Below are 19,469 nucleotides of genomic sequence, written 5' to 3' on the forward strand. Positions count from 1 at the left end.
AGTCCTATTTTTGTTTGTTTTAATAATATATGCCTTTTTCAAAGAAATCTTTTATCTCACCTAAATCGTTTGTTTTTCCTAAAGCTAGCATAAGTTTTATTCTAGCCTTTTGACCAGGTAACTCTCCTCCAAAAATACATCCTAAGTTCTTTAAGTCTCTTCCAGAACCTAAGTATCCATAGCTATCAAATACCCTTCCAGAATGACATCTAGAAACTATTACAACAGGTATATCTTTCTCCCTAGCATATTTTACACCTTCATACATTTGAGGAGGTATATTACCTCTACCCATAGCTTCTATAACAATACCTTTGTATCCATTATCAGCAGCGAATTTTATAAGTTCGTCATCCATACCAACTCCAGATTTAAATAGAGCAACTTTAGATTCAACTTTATCTGTATCTATTATAGATCTATTGACAACATCCTTATATAAAACTAATTCGTTACAATCTATTATGCCAAGAGGCCCAGATGTTAAAGACTTAAAAGTATTTAATGATAATGTATTAGTTTTAGTAGCTTCAGAAGCTAAAAGTACTTCATTGTTTAAAACTATAAGAACACCTTTGCCTATAGCATCATCAGATATAGCTGTACAAACAGCAGCAGATAAGTTACTTGGACCATCATATCCAAGCTCTGAACTACTTCTCATAGCTCCTGTAACTATAACAGGTTTTATACTAGTTATAGTTAAGTCTAAGAAATAAGCGGTTTCTTCTAAGCTATCAGTACCATGAGTTATAACAACACCACATATATCTTCTCTAACAAGTAAATCATTAACATAATCCTTTAACTCCATCATTCTTTCAGGAGTCATATGAGGACCAGGTATTTCATCAAAGTTTAAAACTTCTATTTCAGCAACCTTATCTATATTAGTTACCATAGACATTATTTGCTCTCCAGATAAAGTAGGAATAGCAGCTCCAATTTCTTTATCTACAGTCATTGAGATAGTTCCACCTGTGAAAACTATAGCAACTTTTTTCTTTTTAGTCATGAATGTCCCTCCTTAAAAATATATACATATATATCATAAGTAAATTATATCAAAAAAAAACTATATAAGCATATTAAATAAAGTTAATTATTTATTAAAAAGTAAGCAAAATTCATATAAATATGAATGAAAAATTAGAGGATTGCAAAAAAAGTCGATAAATGTAAAATAAAAGTGAAATTATACTTAGTATATAAAGAACTTTTATAATTTATAGGAAAAGATTCAAAGTTAAAAATCTTAGTAAAATATATACTTATTAAAATAGTTTATATTTTATTATATAAAAAAAAGAGCTCGGGGAAGCTCTTTTTTGCAATCAAGTTGATTTCCGTTATCAACTTGATAAAATGGATATAAAGTTTATCCGTTCAAAAGGGGTATTGGGAATAGAGATTTTAATTAAGGTTATCAGGGGGATAACCATGTTTATATACTATCAAATTTCGACATAAAAATCAATACTTTTCAATAAAGTTAATTTATTATCAAACAAAATTTATAAAAATAAAACCTACTTCTTTTCCGATCTGAAGTAGGCCTTAAATGAATTAAATATTCATTTAAAAGGGGTATTGGGAATAGAGATTTTACTAAGGTTATCAGGGGGATAACCATGTTTATATATTATCAAATTTCGACACGAAAATCAATACTTTAAAGAAAAATTTTGAAAAAAATTACAATTCTACAAAATAGTGATAATTTATAATTATTGAGTTAAAATTATAAATAGATATATAAAATAAACCAACAATTATATTTAATATATTTAGCAATATTATTTATTAAACCCTAAAAAGTACCGTAAATATGATATAATAGATAAGTCTATCTAGATTAATATATAATAGATAAAATTTTTGTATTAATTTGATAAAGTAATTTATAAATTGGAGAGACTAAATAAATAAAACATATTTGAATAATTTTAAGTTTATATAAATATTTAATACAGGAAGCTGGTGAAAACTATGGAAATATATTTAGACAATAGCGCAACAACTAAACCATATAGTGAGGTTATTGAAAAAGTTGTTTATGCACTTAGTCATGACTATGCAAATCCATCATCTTTACATAGAAAGGGTGTTGAGGTAGAAAAAAATATAAAAGTAATAAGAAATGAAATTGCTAAAACTTTAGGTGCTAAGGATAAGGAAATTTACTTTACATCTGGAGGAACGGAAGCTAACAATACTATAATTAGAGGTGTAGTTAATCTACATAAAAAAAGAAAAAATCATATAATATCTACGAGTATAGAGCATCCATCAGTTTTAAATACATTAAAGGATTTAGAAAGTGATGGATGTGAAGTAACATATTTAGATGTTGATAGAGATGGTAAAATAGATTTAGAAGAGCTTAAGAAAGCTATAAAGCCTACTACATGCTTAGTAACTATAATGCACGTAAACAATGAAGTAGGATCTATACAGCCTATCCAAGAAATAGGTAAGTATCTTAAGTCATTAAAAGACAAAGTTTATTTACATGTAGATGCTGTTCAGTCATATTCTAAGATAAACTTTAGGCCATCGAAATATAATATAGATTTTATGAGTGTTAGTGGGCATAAATTCCACGGACCTAAAGGTATAGGATTTATGTATATAAAGGAAAGTAATAGGATAAAACCTATGTTAACTGGTGGAGGACAAGAAATTGGTATAAGATCAGGAACAGAAAATACACCTGGTATATATGGATTAGGTGAGGCTGTAAAAATAATAAATGCTGATTTAAATTCTAAAATAGAAAAAATATCTTCTCTAAAGAATTTACTTAAAGAAGAAATATCTAAAAATATAGAAGATATAAAAATAAATTCTCCAGAAGATGGAGTGTGTCATATACTTAATATTTCATTTAAAGATATAAGAGGAGAAGTATTACTTCATTGCTTAGAACAAAGAGGTATGTATGTATCTACAGGTTCTGCATGTTCTTCTAAGAAAAAAGGAAGTCATGTATTAACTCAAATGAAATTAACTAATGAAGAAATAGAAGGAGCTATAAGATTTAGCTTATCAGATTTAAATACAGAAGAAGAGGTTTTAGAAGCTGTAAAAATACTTAAAGAAGAAGTTGAGTCTTTAAGAAAAATAATAAGAAGAAGATAATAAAAATACGAGGTGATACATTTGTATAATATATTAATAGTTAAGTACGGAGAAATAGGTGTAAAAGGAAAAAATAGATACTTATTTGAAAATAAGTTAATAAAAAATGTAAAAAATATGCTTAAGCCATTAGGTGACTTTAAAGTTTACAAAGAATTTGGAAGAATATATGTAGACTTAGAAGACTATGATTATGAAGAAGTTGCAGAAGAAGTAAGAAAAGTATTTGGTATAGTAGGAGTATGTCCAGCAATAAGAGCTGAGAAAGATTATACTAAATTAAAAGAATTAGCATTAGAAGTACTAGAAGAAAAAATAGATGCTGGAGCAAAGAGCTTTAAAGTAGAAAGTAAAAGAGGAGATAAGAGCTTTAAATTTACTTCTCAAGAAATGAGTAGAGATATAGCAGGTTACTTAGTATCTCAAGTGAAAGACAAAATAGCAGTTGATATAAGAAATCCAGAAGTTAGAATACGTTGTGAATATAGAGAAAATCATGTAATGGTATACAGTGATACTATACCAGGGTATGGAGGATTACCTCTTGGAACAAATGGTAGAGCGATGTCTTTATTATCTGGAGGAATAGATTCACCAGTTGCATCTTGGATGGTAGCAAAAAGAGGTATGGAATTAGAATGTATACATTTCCACAGTTATCCATTTACTAGTGAAAAATCTCAAGAAAAAGTAAGAGATTTAGGAAAAATATTAGCTAAGTACTGTGGAAGAGTAAGACTTCATAAAGTTAATATGTTAGAAATACAAAAAGCTATAGGTCTAAATTGTAAAGATGAAGAAATGACTATAATATCAAGAAGATTTATGATGAGAATAGCCCAAGCAGTAGCAGAAAAAAGACACTGTGATGCTTTAGTTACAGGAGAGAGTATAGGACAGGTTGCATCTCAAACTATACAAGGACTAACTTGTACAAATGCATCAGTTAGTATACCTGTATTTAGACCACTTATAGCTATGGATAAAACTGAGATAGTTGATATAGCTCAAAAAATAGGAACATTTGAAACATCAATACTTCCAGAAGAAGATTGTTGTACAGTATTTGCTCCTAAAAAACCAGTGACTAAGCCTAGGTTAGAGAGAATAGAAAAGTCAGAAAATGCATTAGATGTAGAAAAATTAATACAAGATGCTATAGATAACATAGAAGTAGAAGATTTAGAATTCTAATTCTAAAATGCTAATATTAAAAATATATAACAAAAAGAAGTCCTAGGACTTCTTTTTGTTATATATAAATTATTTAAAAAATTTAAGGGCTTATTTATTAAATACCTCAAGACCAAATTCTTTTAAGACTTGGCTAGCTTTTTTAATATCTTCTGGAGTAGCATCAGGAACACCTTTTAACTCATATTCAATTCCCATACTTTCCCATTTATGAACACCTATTGTATGATATGGTAATAATTCAAGTCTATCTACATTGTTAAGAGTAGATACAAATTTACCTAATGCTTCTAAGTTTTCTCTATCATCTGTTATACCAGGAACTAAAACGTGTCTTATCCAAACAGGTATATTTCTTTCATCTAAGTGTTTAGCTAACTTTAATGTTTTTTGTATTGTTACACCTGTTAAGTCTTTAGCCTTATCATCTATCATATGTTTTAAGTCAAGTAAAACTAAATCAGTATTATCAAGTATTGGATCTATTTTATCTATATCTACAAATCCAGAAGTATCTAAACAAGTGTGTATACCATTTTTCTTAGCCTTAGCAAATAATTCTGCTACAAATTCTGGTTGAAGTGTAGCTTCACCACCTGAAACAGTTAAGCCACCGCCAGAGAATTTCATATAAGATGAGTACTTAAGTACTTCAGAGATTAGTTCGTCAGTTGTATATTCTTTTCCACCTTTTGCATCCCATGTATCTCTATTGTGACAATACTTACATCTTAATGGGCATCCTTGCATAAATACTATAAATCTTATTCCTGGACCATCTACTGTACCAAATGTTTCTATTGAATGAACTCTTCCTTTTATCATAATATCCACCTCTAAGTCGTTTTATAAATTGTGTTTCAAATATACTGTATACATAATATCATCTAAATATATTATAAATTATTATATCTTTAAAGTCTATATTGTTTAAGTAATGTATAATTCCTTATATTTTAATTATACCCAGTAAGTGCCTATACAAACTATATATGTAAAAAAATTTTAGATTATAATATTATTATATATAATTGATTTTAAAATAAATAAAAAAAGAGTGTAAGTTGATGAGACTTACACTCTGAAAAATTATATACTTTGATTTTTGATAATTGTTAAACTATCTGATGTAAGATTATAGATGTTATAAATTAAGCCATTTTTCCGTGGAATGTTCTGTTTATAACGTCTAATTGTTGCTCTCTAGTTAACTTGATGAAGTTTACAGCGTATCCTGAAACTCTTATAGTTAATTGAGGATATTTTTCTGGATGTTCCATAGCATCTTCTAAAGTAGCTCTATCAAATACGTTAACGTTTAAGTGATGAGCTCCTTGAGAGAAGTATCCGTCCATCATTGAAGATAAGTTGTTTACTCTTTCGTTCATATCTTTTCCTAAAGCACCTGGTACTATAGAGAAAGTATTAGATATACCATCTTGAGCATGCTCGTATGGTAATTTAGCAACTGAAGATAATGAAGCTAAAGCTCCGCTGTTATCTCTTCCGTGCATTGGGTTAGCTCCTGGAGCGAATGGCTCACCAGCTCTTCTTCCGTCAGGAGTGTTACCAGTCTTCTTACCGTAAACAACGTTTGAAGTTATTGTTAATATAGATTGAGTATGGTAAGAATCTCTGTAAGTTTTGTTCTTTCTTATTTTGTTCATGAAGTTTTCTACTAAGTCACAAGCTATTTGGTCAACTCTGTCATCGTTGTTTCCGAATTTTGGATAATCTCCTTCTATTTCGAAGTCAACAGCTATACCAGCTTCGTTTCTTATAGTTTTAACTTTAGCATGTTTTATAGCAGATAATGAGTCAGCGCAAACTGATAAACCAGCTATACCACAAGCCATAGTTCTGAATACATCTCTATCATGTAAAGCCATTTCTAATGCTTCATAAGAGTACTTATCATGCATGTAGTGGATTATATTTAATGTATTTACGTATAAGTTAGCTAACCAATCAGTGAATGGCTCGAACTTAGCCATAACTTCATCGTAATCTAAGTATTCTGAAGTTATTGCTTCGAATTTAGGTCCAACTTGTGCTCCTGACTTCTCATCAACACCACCGTTTATAGCGTATAATAAAGTCTTAGCTAAGTTTACTCTAGCTCCGAAGAATTGCATTTGCTTACCTATTCTCATTGCAGATACACAACAAGCTATACCGTAGTCATCTCCCCAGTATGGTCTCATTAAATCATCGTTCTCGTATTGAACAGAACTTGTATCTATTGAAACTTTTGAACAGAAGTCTTTGAATCCTTGAGGTAATCTAGTAGACCATAATACTGTTAAGTTTGGCTCTGGAGATGGTCCAAGAGTGTAAAGAGTATTTAACATTCTGAATGAGTTTTTAGTTACTAATGTTCTACCATCTATACCCATACCACCGATTGATTCAGTTACCCAAGTTGGGTCTCCTGAGAATAAATCATTGTATTCTGGAGTTCTTAAGAATTTAACCATTCTTAACTTCATAACGAAGTGGTCCATTATTTCTTGAACTTCTTCTTCAGTTATAGTTCCGTTAGCTAAATCTCTTTCGAAGTATATATCTAAGAAAGTAGAAGTTCTACCTAATGACATTGCAGCTCCGTTTTGATCTTTTATAGCTCCTAAGTATCCGAAGTATAACCATTGAACAGCTTCTCTTGAGTTAGTAGCTGGCTTAGATATATCGAATCCGTAAGATAAAGCCATTCTCTTTAATGCTTCTAAAGCTCTTATTTGATCAGATATTTCTTCTCTAGCTCTTATAACTTCTTCGTCTATGCATCTTACTTCGTATTCAGCTTTTTGAGCTAATTTATCTTCTATTAATCTATCAACACCGTATAAAGCAACTCTTCTGTAGTCACCTATTATTCTTCCTCTTCCGTAAGCATCTGGTAAACCAGTTATTATACCAGATCTTCTAGCAGCTCTCATTTCAGGAGTGTAAGCATCGAATACCCCTTGGTTATGAGTTTTTCTGTACTTAGTGAATATTTCGCTTATTTCAGGATCACATTCGAATCCGTAAGCTTCACAAGAAGTTTCAACCATTCTTATACCACCGAAAGGCATAACAGCTCTTTTTAATGGTGCATCAGTTTGGAAACCAACTATTGTTTCTAATTCTTTATCTAAGTATCCTGGTGCATAAGCATCTATCATAGATACTGTTTTAGTATCAACATCTAAAGTTCCGCCATTTTCTCTTTCTTTTTTGAAAAGATCCATAGCTTCTTCCCATAATTTTTTAGTGTTTTCAGTAGCTCCAGCTAAGAAAGAATCATTTCCTTCATATGGAGTGTAGTTTTCTTGGATGAACCCTCTAACGTCTATTTCTTTAGTCCATCTACCTTCTTTAAATCCTTGCCATGCATTCATGTGAATAGCCTCCTTGTTAGGGTTTAAAATTTATAAAATTATTTATTATTATTTAAATTTAAATATTTAATATTATTATTTAAATTCAAATATTTAAAAAATTTATATTATTAATCTAGCTAGATAATTTTTAGACAATATAATAATAACATATAAAAGGTATTTTGTATACAACCTTTCTCATAAATATTGTCGATAATTTTTATGTTTAATCTGAATTTGTTTTCCCTATAATCATATAATACCCAAGCATTTTTATGCTAAAACAAAAAAATTTAAAAATAAAAAAATAGTATATATGTCCAAATAATGAATATCTATCTTATATAGGGGAGGGATATTATGTTATTTATTATTATACTATTTATTTTAGGCTTCATACTAATAACAAAAGGAGCAGATATATTTATAAACTATACAGTAATAATAGGAAAGAAGACTAATATATCAGAGTTAGTGCTTGGTGCTACGATAGTAAGTTTTGCAACAACTCTTCCAGAGTTAACAGTGTCAACAGTAGCATCATTGCAAGGACATACAACAATGAGCTTAGGTAATGCAATAGGTTCTATTATTTGTAATACAGGATTAGTACTAGGGTTAGTAGCATTTATAAGCCCATTTAAAGTAGATAAAAATATGTTTTTTTCAAAATCGATAATTCTCTTAATATCAGTATTTTTAACAGTGCTACTTAGTATAGATGGAAATATTAATAGAATAGATGCATTACTACTTCTTTTGATGCTTTTAGTATATATGTATACAAATTATAAAAGTGTAGAAAAAGATAGTAAAACGGGCTTAAGTAAAAATTATAATAGAGGAAGCATAAATATAAAGGAAACATTGAAAATAGGTGTGTTTTTTATACTTGGATTAGTAATGATGGTTTTAGGTTCAAAATTATTAGTAGATAATGGGATAAAAATAGCAGAGATTATAGGTATACCACAAGGAATTATAAGCCTTACAGTTATAGCACTAGGTACGTCACTACCTGAATTAGTGTCATCAATAACTGCTATAAGGAAAAAGCATCATGCTATATCAGTAGGAAATGTATTAGGTGCTAATATATTAAATATAGTATCTGTAATAGGTATATCAGCAATACCAAATGACATACCAATTTTAGCACAAACAGCAAAAATAGATTTTCCTTTTATGATAGCTTTACTTTTGATTTTAATAATACCAACTATTAAAAAAGATAAATTACATAGATGGCAAGGAATGCTAATGCTTATAACATATCTTTTATATATGGCTACATTATATTATATATATATTGTTGCTTAACGGTAGAAAACAAGTTGTATTATCTTGAATATTATAGATGAGTAAGGGATAAAATATTAATTGCATATTATTCGAATTAAATATATAATAGATAAGTTAATATAATTAGATAACGGAAAGGAAATAATATATGAACACAATAAAATTTGAAGACTTACCAATAAGTGATGATATAAAAAGAGCTATATCGGACATGGGGTTTGAAGAACCATCTCCAATACAAGCTCAATCTATACCTGTTGTATTATCAGGTAAAGATGTTATAGGTCAAGCACAAACAGGTACGGGAAAAACAGCAGCATTCAGTATACCAATACTAGAAACTATAAATCCAGAGGATAAAAGTTTACAAGCGGTGGTACTTTGTCCTACTAGAGAACTTGCAATACAAGTTTCTAAAGAAATAAGAAAAATATCTAAATACATGCACGGAATAAAAACTTTACCTATATATGGTGGGCAACCAATAGATAGACAAATAAAGTCTTTAAAAGGGGGAGTTCAAATAGTAATAGGAACTCCAGGTCGTGTTATAGACCATATAAACCGTAAAACATTAAAAATGGATAATGTTAAGATGGTTGTATTAGATGAAGCGGATGAAATGTTAGATATGGGGTTCAGAGAAGATATAGAAACTATAATAAGTAGAACTCCAGAAGATAGACAAACAGTATTCTTCTCAGCTACTATGCCAAAAGGGATATTAGAGTTAACAAAGGCATACCAAAAAAATCCAGAGCACATAAAGGTTGTTAGAAAAGAACTTACAGTGCCTAATATAAAGCAATACTATATAGAAACTAGATCTGCAAATAAATTAGAAGTATTATGTAGATTAATAGATGTTTACAATCCAAAATTATCAGTAGTATTCTGTAACACTAAGAGAGGTTCAGATGAATTAGTTAGTGAATTACAGGCTAGAGGATATTTTGCAGATGCATTACACGGGGATTTAAAACAAACTCAAAGAGATATAGTTATGGATAAGTTTAGAGGGGGAACTATAGACATATTAGTAGCAACAGATGTTGCAGCTAGAGGAATAGACGTTGATGATGTTGAAGCGGTATTTAACTATGATCTTCCTCAAGATGAAGAATACTATGTTCATAGAATAGGTAGAACAGGTAGAGCTGGTAGAGAAGGTATATCTTTCAGTTTTGTATTTGGAAAAGAAATGAGAAAGATGAAAGATATAGAAAGATATACTAAGACTAAGTTAATTAAGCATGGTATACCTTCAATAGCTGATGTTGAAGAAAAGAAAGTAAGTGCATTCTTCAAAGAAGTTAAAGCAACTATGGAACAAGGGCAATTAACTAAGCAAATGCAATGGCTAGAAACATTCTGTCAAGAAGAAGATTACTCTACAGTTGATGTAGCTGCAGCACTTTTAAAATTAGCTTTAGGTGAAGAACTTAAAGAAGAAATAGTAGAAGAAAAGCCAAGACAACGTAGAGAAGCTCGTTCTAAAGGTGGATCTACTGGAGCTAAAGAAGGTATGGCTAGACTATTCATAAATGTAGGTAGAAACCAAAGAGTTCAAGCTAAAGATATATTAGGTGCAATAGCTGGAGAGGTTGGAATACCAGGAAAACTTATAGGAACTATAGATATATATGATAAATATACTTTTGTTGAAGTACCTAAGCAAAATGCTAAAAAGGTATTAGAAAAGATGAAAGATATAAAAATAAAAGGTAACAAAATAAACATAGAAAAAGCAAATAATAAAAGAAGATAGATAAAAAAGCATAGCAAAAGCTATGCTTTTTTTATATGTAAAAATTTTTTATTGATATATTGCTTTTATATAAATATAAATAGATTAATAGAAAAAAATGTATATTTATATAAAATATGTAAATAATAAATATGTGGATTGCCAACATTTAACATCATCATTAATCATAGAATTTATATCTAATGTTGATTAAGACATAATAAAACAAAAGTAGTTAAATTTTGTTGAAGGATAAAAAGTAAATATAATAGAATTGATTAAGAGTTAATATACTCAATAATCAGGGGGGATACAAATGATAAATTACTACTTAGAACAAAAAACTCTAACAATAGAGTTTCTATTTACAGAACTAGACCACCATATAACAAATGAGGTTAGAGATGAAATAGATAATATATTACTATCTAAGCCTATAAAAAATATAATATTTGATTTTAGAAATATTAAATTTATGGATTCATCAGGTATAGGTGTAATTATAGGTAGATACAAAAAAATTTCAGCTGAAGGTGGAAAGGTATCTATAATAAATGCAAATGAAAGAGTTGAGAAAGTATTTAATTTATCTGGAATGAATAAAATTATAGACATAAACAATACAGATGAAGTAGTAAGTTCTATATAAGGGGGAATACAAAATGAAGAACATTATGGAAGTTAAATTTTCTGCTAAATCTGAAAATGAAAGTTTTGCTAGAGTTATAGTAGCTTCATTTGCTGCAAAATTAGATCCAACTATAGATGAGCTAGCAGATATAAAAACAGCAGTATCAGAAGCTGTAACTAATTCAATAATTCATGGATATGATGAAAATGAAGAAGAATTTGTATATTTAAGATGTGAAATAGAAGGAAATACTATAAAAATAGTAGTAGAAGATAGAGGTAATGGTATAGAAGATGTTCAAATGGCTATGCAACCACTTTACACATCAAAGCCAGAGCTTGAAAGATCAGGGATGGGATTTACTGTAATGGAGAGCTTTATGGATGATGTATGGGTAAGTTCAATAAAGGGTGAAGGGACTAAAATTGTAATGACTAAAAAAATAAACTTACCACAATAAAGTCCAAAAGAATAGAGGTTTTATTATGGGGATAACTGCAATAAAAGAAGAAAAAAGAGTACTGCTTAGTCATGAAGAAACATTAAAATTAATAGATAAAGCACAAAATGGAGATGAAGAAGCTAAGGAAATACTAATAACTAGCAATCTAGGATTAGTTAGAAGTGTTGTAACTAAATTTTTAAATATAGGTTATGATAGAGATGATTTATTTCAATTAGGGTCAATAGGTTTAATAAAAGCTATATATAAGTTTGATCCTAAGTTTAATGTAAAATTTTCTACATATGCTGTACCAATGATATTAGGAGAAATAAAAAGATATCTAAGAGATGACGGAATGGTAAAAGTATCTAGGTCTTTAAAGCAAATAGCTATAAAAGCTAAGACACAAAGTGAAATACTTAGCAAAAAACTAGGAAGAGAACCAAGTATAGAAGAAATAGCTAATGTATTAGACGTAGAAAAAGAAGACTTAGTTATGGCAATGGAATCTAATTTTTCTGTAGAATATTTACATGGTGTTATACATGAAGAAGAAGGGAATCCAATTTGCTTAATAGATAAGATTAGCTTAAAGGGAGAGTGTGAAGAAGAGAAAGTAATAGATAATCTTCTTTTAAAAGAAGTTTTAGGCAAGTTAGAAAAAAGAGAAAGACAGATAATAATGCTTAGATACTTTGAGGATAAAACCCAAAGTGAAATAGGAGATATGCTAAATATATCTCAAGTACAAGTTTCTAGAATAGAGAAAAAAGTATTAGCTAAATTAAAATCATATATTAGTTAATAGAAAACCACTAGACAAATGTTTGTTTAGTGGTTTTCTTATTTTAAATAAATTATAGATAAAAACAATCTAGGTTTAAATTTATATAAATGTTATTTAAGTTTTAATATATTAGAATATTTTATTAGCTTAAACAAATAATAAAGTAAGAAGGAGGTATTATATATGGATGATATTTACTTAATACCTAAGAGTATAAAACCTTTTAACATATCAAAAAAAGAGATTTATTTAGGTGAAATATATACTATCTATCCAGAGGCATATGAAGCTAAAATAAAAGATATACGCTTAAGAAGCTATGATAATAATACATCTAAATATGATGTAATACATTTAGGTGAAGTTATAGAAGAAGTAAATAATAGGTTTCCAAAATTAAGGTTAAATTTTTTAAAACCTGAAGATATAATAATCTTCTTTGATAGCTACAAAAAAGATAGAACTAAATACATAAGAGTTTTTATAGTAGTAGTAGTAGTACTTATGGGTTCTATAATGGGAATAATGAACTTTCATGCAGACGTAAATATGGCTCATTCGCAATTTATGATGGTAAATGCAATCACTAAAGATGCAAAGTCTTATATGTCATATTTTCAAATACCATACTCAATTGGTATAGGAATTGGTGTAGCATTATTTTTTAATAAATTCATACCAAATTACTCTAGAGGTGAGCCTAGTCCTTTAGATTTAAAGATGGTTTCATTAAATAAAGAAATAGAAAATCAACTAAGAAAAAAACAGTGAGGTATTTTGTGAAATTATTTTTAATAATATTTGGAATATCATCAGGAGTAATTGTTGGATCAGGTGTAGTTTCTTTACTGATACTTGTAGGTATAATACCTAGATTGGCACAAATAAGTAAGACAAAAGAATTTATAGGAGCATACGAAAGCTTACTGGTTATAGGAACTTTATTTGGAAGTTTAATTTCAATTCAAGGTATGAATATACGCATAGGTAAAGTAGGTGCTTTAGTAGCAGGGCTTGCTTATGGAGTATTCGTAGGTTTTTTAAGCTCAGGCCTAACAGAGATATTAGATTATATACCTGTAGTTGCAAGGAGATTAAAAATACCTGCTTTGTATTTAAAATATATAATTATAGCAATGCTTTTGGGAAAAGTAATTGGATCTTTAATAGGATGGTCTATAATTCAAGGAGGTTAATTTATGGATAAAAATTACAAAAAATATGTTGAAGAAAAAAGCCCAAAACCAACATATACGAAAAACTATATATTAGCATTTATAGTTGGTGGAATAATATGTGTAATAGGACAAGGTATAAATGATTTTTATATGAATTTTGTAGGACTTGCTAAACTAGATGCAGCAGGTGCTACATCCATAACTTTGATATTTATAGGAGCATTATTAACAGGTCTTGGTGTGTATGACCTTATAGGAAAAAGGGCAGGTGCAGGTTCAGCTATACCTATAACAGGATTTGCAAATTCTATAGTTTCACCTGCTATGGAATTTAAAAGAGAAGGTTATGTACTTGGAGTAGGAGCAAACTTATTTAAAATTGCAGGTCCAGTATTAGTATATGGAATAGGCTCATCTATTCTATGTGGATTTATATACTATATTTTCACTCTTATAAAATAAGGAGACTAAAATATGAAAAGTAAAAGAATTGGAAATAGAACAGTAAAACTAGAAAACAAACCAACTATTATATCAGCTAGTTCAGTTGTTGGACCAAAGGAAGGAGAAGGACCATTAAGAGAATATTTTGATATCATACTTGAGGATGATTTATGTGGTCAAAAATCATGGGAATTAGCAGAGAGTGATATGGTAAAAACTTCTATGAAAAAAACATGTGAAAAAGCTAATAAAAAATTAGAAGATATAGATTACATGATAGGTGGAGATTTGCTTAATCAAATATTTCCTGCATCTTTTGCTGCTAGGGATTTATCTATACCATTTATAGGAATATATGGAGCATGTTCTACTATGGCAGAAGGTATGTGTATAAGTTCTATGCTTATAGATGGAGGATTTGCAGATTTAATACTATCTGGAACATCTAGCCATTTTTGTGCAGCAGAGAGACAATTTAGATTTCCTCTAGAATTTGGTAATCAAAAACCTATGACAGCTCAATGGACTGTTACTGGGGCAGGTAGTGTATTAATATCTCCAAAAGGACAAGGGCCTAAGGTTACCCATGTAACTATTGGAAAAGTAATAGATAAGGGTATAGATGATGGTAATAATATGGGAGCAGCTATGGCCCCAGCAGCTGTAGATACTATATATTCATATTTTAATGATACAAAAGATGATCCAAATAGCTTTGATGTAATAGCTACAGGAGATTTAGGAAAATTAGGCAAAGAAATAACAGAAGAATTATTAGCTCAAAGGGGACTTGATATATCAAAAGTATATATGGATTGTGGAATAGAAATGTTTAATATGAAAGAACAAGATGTACACTGTGGAGGTAGTGGATGTGGATGTTCTGCTACTGTTTTCTGTGGATATATTTACAAAAAACTTAAAAATAAAGAATTCAATAAAGTAATGCTAGTATCAACAGGGGCTTTATTATCACCAACTAGTACTTTACAAAAACAAACAATACCTTCTGTAGCTCATGCAGTAATTATTGAAAATAAGGAGTGATTAATATGCTTATGGATTATGTAAGGGTATTTATAGTAGGAGGAATAATTTGTCTTATTGGTCAAATTATTCTTGACTATTTTAAAGTACAAATGCCCTATATAATGGTATCTTATGTTACTAGTGGAGTAATATTAACATTTTTAGGGATATATGAACCTATAGTTAAGTTTGGAGGAGCAGGTGCAACAGTACCTATAATAGGATTTGGATATTCATTAGCAAATGGCGTAAAAAAAGCAATAGAGACAGATGGGTTTATGGGAATATTTACAGGAGGTACAATTGCAACAGCAGGAGGAATAGCAGGTGCTATATTTTTTGGATATATGATGGCACTTATTTTTACACCAAAAGCTAAACCTTAAAATTAATAAATATTTATAAACCAATAACTTAAGTTATATAAATTATTGTAATATAAGATACAAATAAAAAAAGACTATCTCAAAATAGAGAACAGTCTTTTTTTATTTGTATTAAGCTATTGTCCAGTTGTATTCGTAGCTGGATTAGTAGCTCCACCACCATTATCAGCAGGAGGAGTAGTATTTCCACCACCATTATTAGGAGGAGGATTAGTAGCTCCGCCACCATTATTATTAGGAGGAGGATTAGTAGCTCCACCGCTATTATCAGGAGGAGGAGTGGTAGTTCCGCCACCATTATTATCAGGAGGAGGAGTAGTATTTCCACCGCTATTATCAGGAGGAGTAGTAGTATTTCCGCCTCCATTATCAGGAGGTGTAGTATTATTATCTCCGGTACCTTCATTATTTTGGTTTTCAGGAGCTGTAGTAGATTCTTCATGTTTTGGCTTTACAGCATTAGCTCTAGAAGTATATTTAGTTGGAGATGTTCCATCTATAAATGCTGCTTTAACACCAGATGAAGATCTTCCGCCATCTATTAAGTTAATTTTAGCAAAGTATACCTTATCAGGAACTTTGAAATCAACTTTCTTTAAGTTTTCATGAACTTGCCTCATAACTATAGACCAAAGTTTTGCTGCTGAACCGCTTCCGCCTTCAACACTTTGACGAGGTATAAATTTACCAGTAGTAGGATCTTTTCTACCTGCATCATCACCTATATATGTTGCACCAACGTAGTATGGAGTGTAACCAACAAACCAAGCGTCTAAAGCTTTATTAGTTGTTCCTGTTTTACCAGCAACAGGCATTCCACCAGGTATAGCAGCTTTACCACCGATACCTTCAGTTATAACTGCCTTTAGCATATCAGTAATTACGTAAGCAACATCAGGATCAACAACTTTGTGTTGTTCAGGAGTATTTTTAACTATTAATTGTCCATCATAACTTGTTATAGTTGTAAATATAGTTGGCTCTATATAAACACCGCCATTAGCTAAAGTTCCATAAGCAGAAGCCATCTCAAGAGGTGATATACCATGAGTCATACCTCCAAGTGTTAATGCTGGGAATCTTCTATCATTACTTGCTGCATCTGCAGTATTACTATCAACTAAAGTTGTTATACCAAAGTTCTTTAAGTAATCCATCATTATATCAACACAATCTTTATAAGAGTCACCTAAAAGTTCGGCAGTTCTTATAGCTATAGTATTTGATGAGTAAGCTAAAGCTTTACGTAAACTCATGATATCTTTACCAGGAGTAGTCGTATTTGGATTCCACTTATTATTTTCCTTAAATTTATAAGGTGTAAGATTTGCAGTAGTATCACTTAATGCAGTAGCTTGAGTTAATTTAAGTGTATCTATAGCAGGTGTATAAACTGATAATGGCTTTATAGTTGAACCTGGTTGTTGAGGAGTAGTAGCTCTATTTAGAGTTTTTCTTCCTGTTATATGTCTACCACCAACTAAAGCTTTTATTTCACCAGTTTTGTAATCTAATATAACCATAGATGATTGAGGTTGAGTCATTCCATTGCTATGACGGCTACCAGGGAAGTTACTATCCTTATCATATTCATCTTCTAATATTTTTTGCATTTTAGGGTCTATAGTAGTGTGTATCTTTAAACCACCATTATAGAACATATTATATGCTTCGTCTTTAGTATTACCTTGTGCTACTAAAGCATCTATAACTTTATATTCTATTAAATCTTCAACTGAAGAAGAAACACTTTCTTTAGGCTTAGGTAGTTTTATATTTATTTCCTCAGCTACAGCTTCATTGTATTCTGATTGTGTTATAGCTCCAGTTTGTAGCATTTTACCTAAAACAATATTACGTCTTTCTTTAGCCTTAGGATTAGGTACAGCTTTTCTAACAACCATAGTACCAGCTTTTAATTGCTTGTAAGTATCATCATTAGGAATAAGTCCCCAAGAATTTAACTTTTCAACCATATCTAATTCCATTGGAGTAGGATCATCAAGAGTATCATCAGGAGTATTTATGAAAAATAGTAATCTATTTGCAACATCATCCTTAGTTTCATTACCTTCTAGCTTAGCAGTAATATAAGCTGAATATCTTGACGGGTTTTGAGTAGAACCTGCAAGTAATGCTGACTCACCAAGTGTTAAATCTTTTGCTTCTTTATCAAAATATCCTCTAGCACCAGCCTCAGCACCAGCTAGCCCTTTACCGACAAAGAAGTTATTTAGGTAAAGTTCTAATATCTCATCTTTACTTAAGACTTTACTCATTTCATGAGCATAGTATATATCCTTTATTTTACGAGGAAGGCTTTGTTCAGTAGATGTTAGCAACATTTTTGATACCTGCATAGGTATTGTACTACCACCTTGCTTATCTCCAGTAAGAGTTTTTACTACAGATCTTAGCAATCCTCTTATATCTACTCCACCATGTTCATAAAAACGCTCATCTTCTATAGCTACTATTGCCTTAGGAAGATATTTACCCATATCTTTTAGAGGTACAGGTTGCTTTTTATTTACACTAGGGGCATTAGAAAGTAGATCATTATTAGCATAGTATATACGCGTTGTTTGATAAGTCTTTTCTTCTAGAAGCGCTTTTGATATTGGCTCAGCATTTCTTAATGAAGCAAAAACTACACCAGTTCCAACGGCTACTCCAGCAACTAATAAAACTAAGCAAACTACCAAAACAGACCTGAGAGTTTTAAACTTATCTTTTTTCTTTTTTGGTTTAGTTTTTTTATTTGTGCTATTAGTAGATGAACTACGAGTGGTAGACGAACTACGAGTAGCTGTTGAAGAAGAAGAACTTGCTTTCTTTCTTCTTATTTTATTTCTATTTTCATTATTATCATTATTCATTAAGTTAACCTCCTTACTTAATGCAATATTATACCATATATACATGAAATTTTCTAATTACAGAAAAAAATAGTCATAATTTATATACACTAAAAGTCTACAAAATTCTTTTAAAATAAACATGTTATTAATTATATAATTTAAAGTATTATTACAATCTTAATAATAATTATTCTTATCTAGCAATATAAAAAATATGTGATACTTTGTTTGCATAAAATATTATGGGGGTGATATTTTGAATAAAAATAGATATGATTTTAAAAATAGCTTTATGAAAAAACCACTAATAATATTTTTAATTATATCTATATTATCTATATTAATAGGAAGCTTTATATATGTAGATAAAAATTTAAGACCAACAATAACAGTTCTTGCAGAAACAAAAGCAATAGAACTTGCAAACAGATCTATAAATAAAGCAGTTGGAGATATAGTAAAAGATAAGATTAATTATTCAGATTTAATGAATACAAATATGGATTCTCAGGGAAAAATAACTATGATTCAAGCTAACACTATAATGATGAACCAAATAGCTTCAGATGTTGCTTTAGAAATTCAAGAAGAGTTAAAAAAGGTAAAATCAACAACTTCATACATACCTATAGGAACAGCTCTTAAAAGTCCAATACTTGCTAAATACGGTCCTCAAATTAAGGTATCTATTGAACCAATAGGAACAGTATCAGTAGATTTTGATACTAAGTTTGAATCATCTGGTATAAATCAAACTAGACATACAATATATCTTCAAGTTAAGACACAAGTAAGAGTAGTAATACCACTTACAACATCAACTAAAGAAGTTAAAGTTAAAGTACCTATATGTGAAACTATAATAGTAGGAGATGTACCAAATAGTTTTATTAATTTACCAGAAAAAGGTTTATTAAATGTATCTCCTTAAATATAAAGATAAGCCAGGATTGACCTGA

Annotated in this window: 17 protein-coding genes; 13 read left to right on the top strand and 4 right to left on the bottom strand. The window is 29.8% G+C overall.

Annotated features, from left to right (window positions below):
* Nucleotides 1–19: 19 nt before the first annotated feature.
* Entirely contained in the window at nucleotides 20–1,015 is a 996-nt protein-coding gene (locus I4U89_RS11905) for an asparaginase (protein ID WP_195940579.1), read from the bottom strand.
* A gap of 974 nt (nucleotides 1,016–1,989) precedes the next feature.
* On the opposite strand from I4U89_RS11905, the gene I4U89_RS11910 reads away from it, so the two are divergent.
* Both I4U89_RS11910 and thiI read left to right on the top strand, forming a co-directional pair.
* Nucleotides 1,990–3,141 carry a cysteine desulfurase family protein gene (locus I4U89_RS11910; protein ID WP_195940580.1) on the top strand — a complete coding sequence of 384 codons (1,152 nt, stop codon included), beginning with the start codon at nucleotides 1,990–1,992 and terminating at the stop codon, nucleotides 3,139–3,141.
* A gap of 21 nt (nucleotides 3,142–3,162) precedes the next feature.
* Nucleotides 3,163–4,335, top strand: a complete 1,173-nt coding sequence (thiI, locus tag I4U89_RS11915) for a tRNA uracil 4-sulfurtransferase ThiI (protein ID WP_195940581.1) — start codon at nucleotides 3,163–3,165, stop codon at nucleotides 4,333–4,335.
* 90 nt (nucleotides 4,336–4,425) lie between these two features.
* On the opposite strand, the gene pflA is transcribed toward thiI, so the two are convergent.
* Together pflA and pflB are read right to left on the bottom strand one after the other, a co-directional pair.
* Nucleotides 4,426–5,160 (bottom strand): pyruvate formate-lyase-activating protein, encoded by a 735-nt coding sequence (pflA, locus tag I4U89_RS11920; RefSeq protein ID WP_195940582.1) that lies wholly within the window; start codon nucleotides 5,158–5,160, stop codon nucleotides 4,426–4,428.
* 326 nt (nucleotides 5,161–5,486) lie between these two features.
* Nucleotides 5,487–7,718 carry a formate C-acetyltransferase gene (pflB, locus tag I4U89_RS11925; protein ID WP_195940583.1) on the bottom strand — a complete coding sequence of 744 codons (2,232 nt, stop codon included), beginning with the start codon at nucleotides 7,716–7,718 and terminating at the stop codon, nucleotides 5,487–5,489.
* Nucleotides 7,719–8,060: 342 nt separating this feature from the next.
* On the opposite strand from pflB, the gene I4U89_RS11930 reads away from it, so the two are divergent.
* The 10 genes from I4U89_RS11930 (at nucleotide 8,061) to I4U89_RS11975 (ending at nucleotide 15,649) form a co-directional block, all read left to right on the top strand.
* Nucleotides 8,061–9,020: a calcium/sodium antiporter gene (locus I4U89_RS11930; protein WP_195940584.1), complete on the top strand. Its 960-nt coding sequence runs from the start codon at nucleotides 8,061–8,063 to the stop codon at nucleotides 9,018–9,020.
* 130 nt (nucleotides 9,021–9,150) lie between these two features.
* Nucleotides 9,151–10,770 (top strand): DEAD/DEAH box helicase, encoded by a 1,620-nt coding sequence (locus I4U89_RS11935; RefSeq protein ID WP_195940585.1) that lies wholly within the window; start codon nucleotides 9,151–9,153, stop codon nucleotides 10,768–10,770.
* A 295-nt stretch (nucleotides 10,771–11,065) separates the two neighbouring features.
* Complete coding sequence (spoIIAA, locus tag I4U89_RS11940) at nucleotides 11,066–11,398, top strand: anti-sigma F factor antagonist (protein ID WP_195940586.1); 333 nt, start codon at nucleotides 11,066–11,068, stop codon at nucleotides 11,396–11,398.
* 13 nt (nucleotides 11,399–11,411) lie between these two features.
* Entirely contained in the window at nucleotides 11,412–11,840 is a 429-nt protein-coding gene (spoIIAB, locus tag I4U89_RS11945; protein WP_092923656.1) for an anti-sigma F factor, read from the top strand.
* A gap of 25 nt (nucleotides 11,841–11,865) precedes the next feature.
* On the top strand, nucleotides 11,866–12,630 hold the full coding sequence (sigF, locus tag I4U89_RS11950; RefSeq protein WP_195940587.1) for an RNA polymerase sporulation sigma factor SigF: 765 nt from the start codon (nucleotides 11,866–11,868) through the stop codon (nucleotides 12,628–12,630).
* 165 nt (nucleotides 12,631–12,795) lie between these two features.
* The gene (locus tag I4U89_RS11955) at nucleotides 12,796–13,383 is read left to right on the top strand and encodes a stage V sporulation protein AA (protein WP_195940588.1); all 588 of its coding nucleotides are present in this window, start codon (nucleotides 12,796–12,798) and stop codon (nucleotides 13,381–13,383) included.
* 8 nt (nucleotides 13,384–13,391) lie between these two features.
* Nucleotides 13,392–13,808, top strand: coding sequence for a stage V sporulation protein AB (locus I4U89_RS11960; protein ID WP_195940589.1), 417 nt, complete (start codon nucleotides 13,392–13,394; stop codon nucleotides 13,806–13,808).
* A 3-nt stretch (nucleotides 13,809–13,811) separates the two neighbouring features.
* Nucleotides 13,812–14,252, top strand: coding sequence for a stage V sporulation protein AC (gene spoVAC, locus I4U89_RS11965; protein WP_195940590.1), 441 nt, complete (start codon nucleotides 13,812–13,814; stop codon nucleotides 14,250–14,252).
* 12 nt (nucleotides 14,253–14,264) lie between these two features.
* Entirely contained in the window at nucleotides 14,265–15,281 is a 1,017-nt protein-coding gene (gene spoVAD, locus I4U89_RS11970) for a stage V sporulation protein AD (RefSeq protein ID WP_195940591.1), read from the top strand.
* A 5-nt stretch (nucleotides 15,282–15,286) separates the two neighbouring features.
* Complete coding sequence (locus I4U89_RS11975; protein ID WP_195940592.1) at nucleotides 15,287–15,649, top strand: SpoVA/SpoVAEb family sporulation membrane protein; 363 nt, start codon at nucleotides 15,287–15,289, stop codon at nucleotides 15,647–15,649.
* A 116-nt stretch (nucleotides 15,650–15,765) separates the two neighbouring features.
* Here I4U89_RS11975 and I4U89_RS11980 read toward each other — a convergent pair whose 3' ends face one another.
* Nucleotides 15,766–18,528 (bottom strand): transglycosylase domain-containing protein, encoded by a 2,763-nt coding sequence (locus tag I4U89_RS11980; protein WP_195940593.1) that lies wholly within the window; start codon nucleotides 18,526–18,528, stop codon nucleotides 15,766–15,768.
* Nucleotides 18,529–18,766: 238 nt separating this feature from the next.
* Here I4U89_RS11980 and yunB point away from each other — a divergent pair, with 238 nt between their 5' ends.
* A complete protein-coding gene (gene yunB / locus I4U89_RS11985; RefSeq protein WP_243279206.1) occupies nucleotides 18,767–19,441 on the top strand; it encodes a sporulation protein YunB in 675 nt (224 codons plus the stop codon).
* Nucleotides 19,442–19,469: the final 28 nt, after the last annotated feature.

This window comes from Romboutsia sp. 1001713B170131_170501_G6, from assembly GCF_015668195.1.
Lineage (GTDB): Bacteria > Bacillota > Clostridia > Peptostreptococcales > Peptostreptococcaceae > Romboutsia_C.

Coding starts and splice junctions, on each gene's coding strand:
- spoIIAB (WP_092923656.1), top strand. CDS start 11,412: ATGAAGAACATTATGGAAGTTAAATTTTCTGCTAAATCTGAAAATGAA.
- spoVAC (WP_195940590.1), top strand. CDS start 13,812: ATGGATAAAAATTACAAAAAATATGTTGAAGAAAAAAGCCCAAAACCA.
- spoIIAA (WP_195940586.1), top strand. CDS start 11,066: ATGATAAATTACTACTTAGAACAAAAAACTCTAACAATAGAGTTTCTA.
- sigF (WP_195940587.1), top strand. CDS start 11,866: ATGGGGATAACTGCAATAAAAGAAGAAAAAAGAGTACTGCTTAGTCAT.
- I4U89_RS11975 (WP_195940592.1), top strand. CDS start 15,287: ATGCTTATGGATTATGTAAGGGTATTTATAGTAGGAGGAATAATTTGT.
- pflA (WP_195940582.1), bottom strand. CDS start 5,160: ATGATAAAAGGAAGAGTTCATTCAATAGAAACATTTGGTACAGTAGAT.
- I4U89_RS11955 (WP_195940588.1), top strand. CDS start 12,796: ATGGATGATATTTACTTAATACCTAAGAGTATAAAACCTTTTAACATA.
- pflB (WP_195940583.1), bottom strand. CDS start 7,718: ATGAATGCATGGCAAGGATTTAAAGAAGGTAGATGGACTAAAGAAATA.
- I4U89_RS11930 (WP_195940584.1), top strand. CDS start 8,061: ATGTTATTTATTATTATACTATTTATTTTAGGCTTCATACTAATAACA.
- I4U89_RS11910 (WP_195940580.1), top strand. CDS start 1,990: ATGGAAATATATTTAGACAATAGCGCAACAACTAAACCATATAGTGAG.
- I4U89_RS11935 (WP_195940585.1), top strand. CDS start 9,151: ATGAACACAATAAAATTTGAAGACTTACCAATAAGTGATGATATAAAA.
- I4U89_RS11980 (WP_195940593.1), bottom strand. CDS start 18,528: ATGAATAATGATAATAATGAAAATAGAAATAAAATAAGAAGAAAGAAA.
- spoVAD (WP_195940591.1), top strand. CDS start 14,265: ATGAAAAGTAAAAGAATTGGAAATAGAACAGTAAAACTAGAAAACAAA.
- I4U89_RS11905 (WP_195940579.1), bottom strand. CDS start 1,015: ATGACTAAAAAGAAAAAAGTTGCTATAGTTTTCACAGGTGGAACTATC.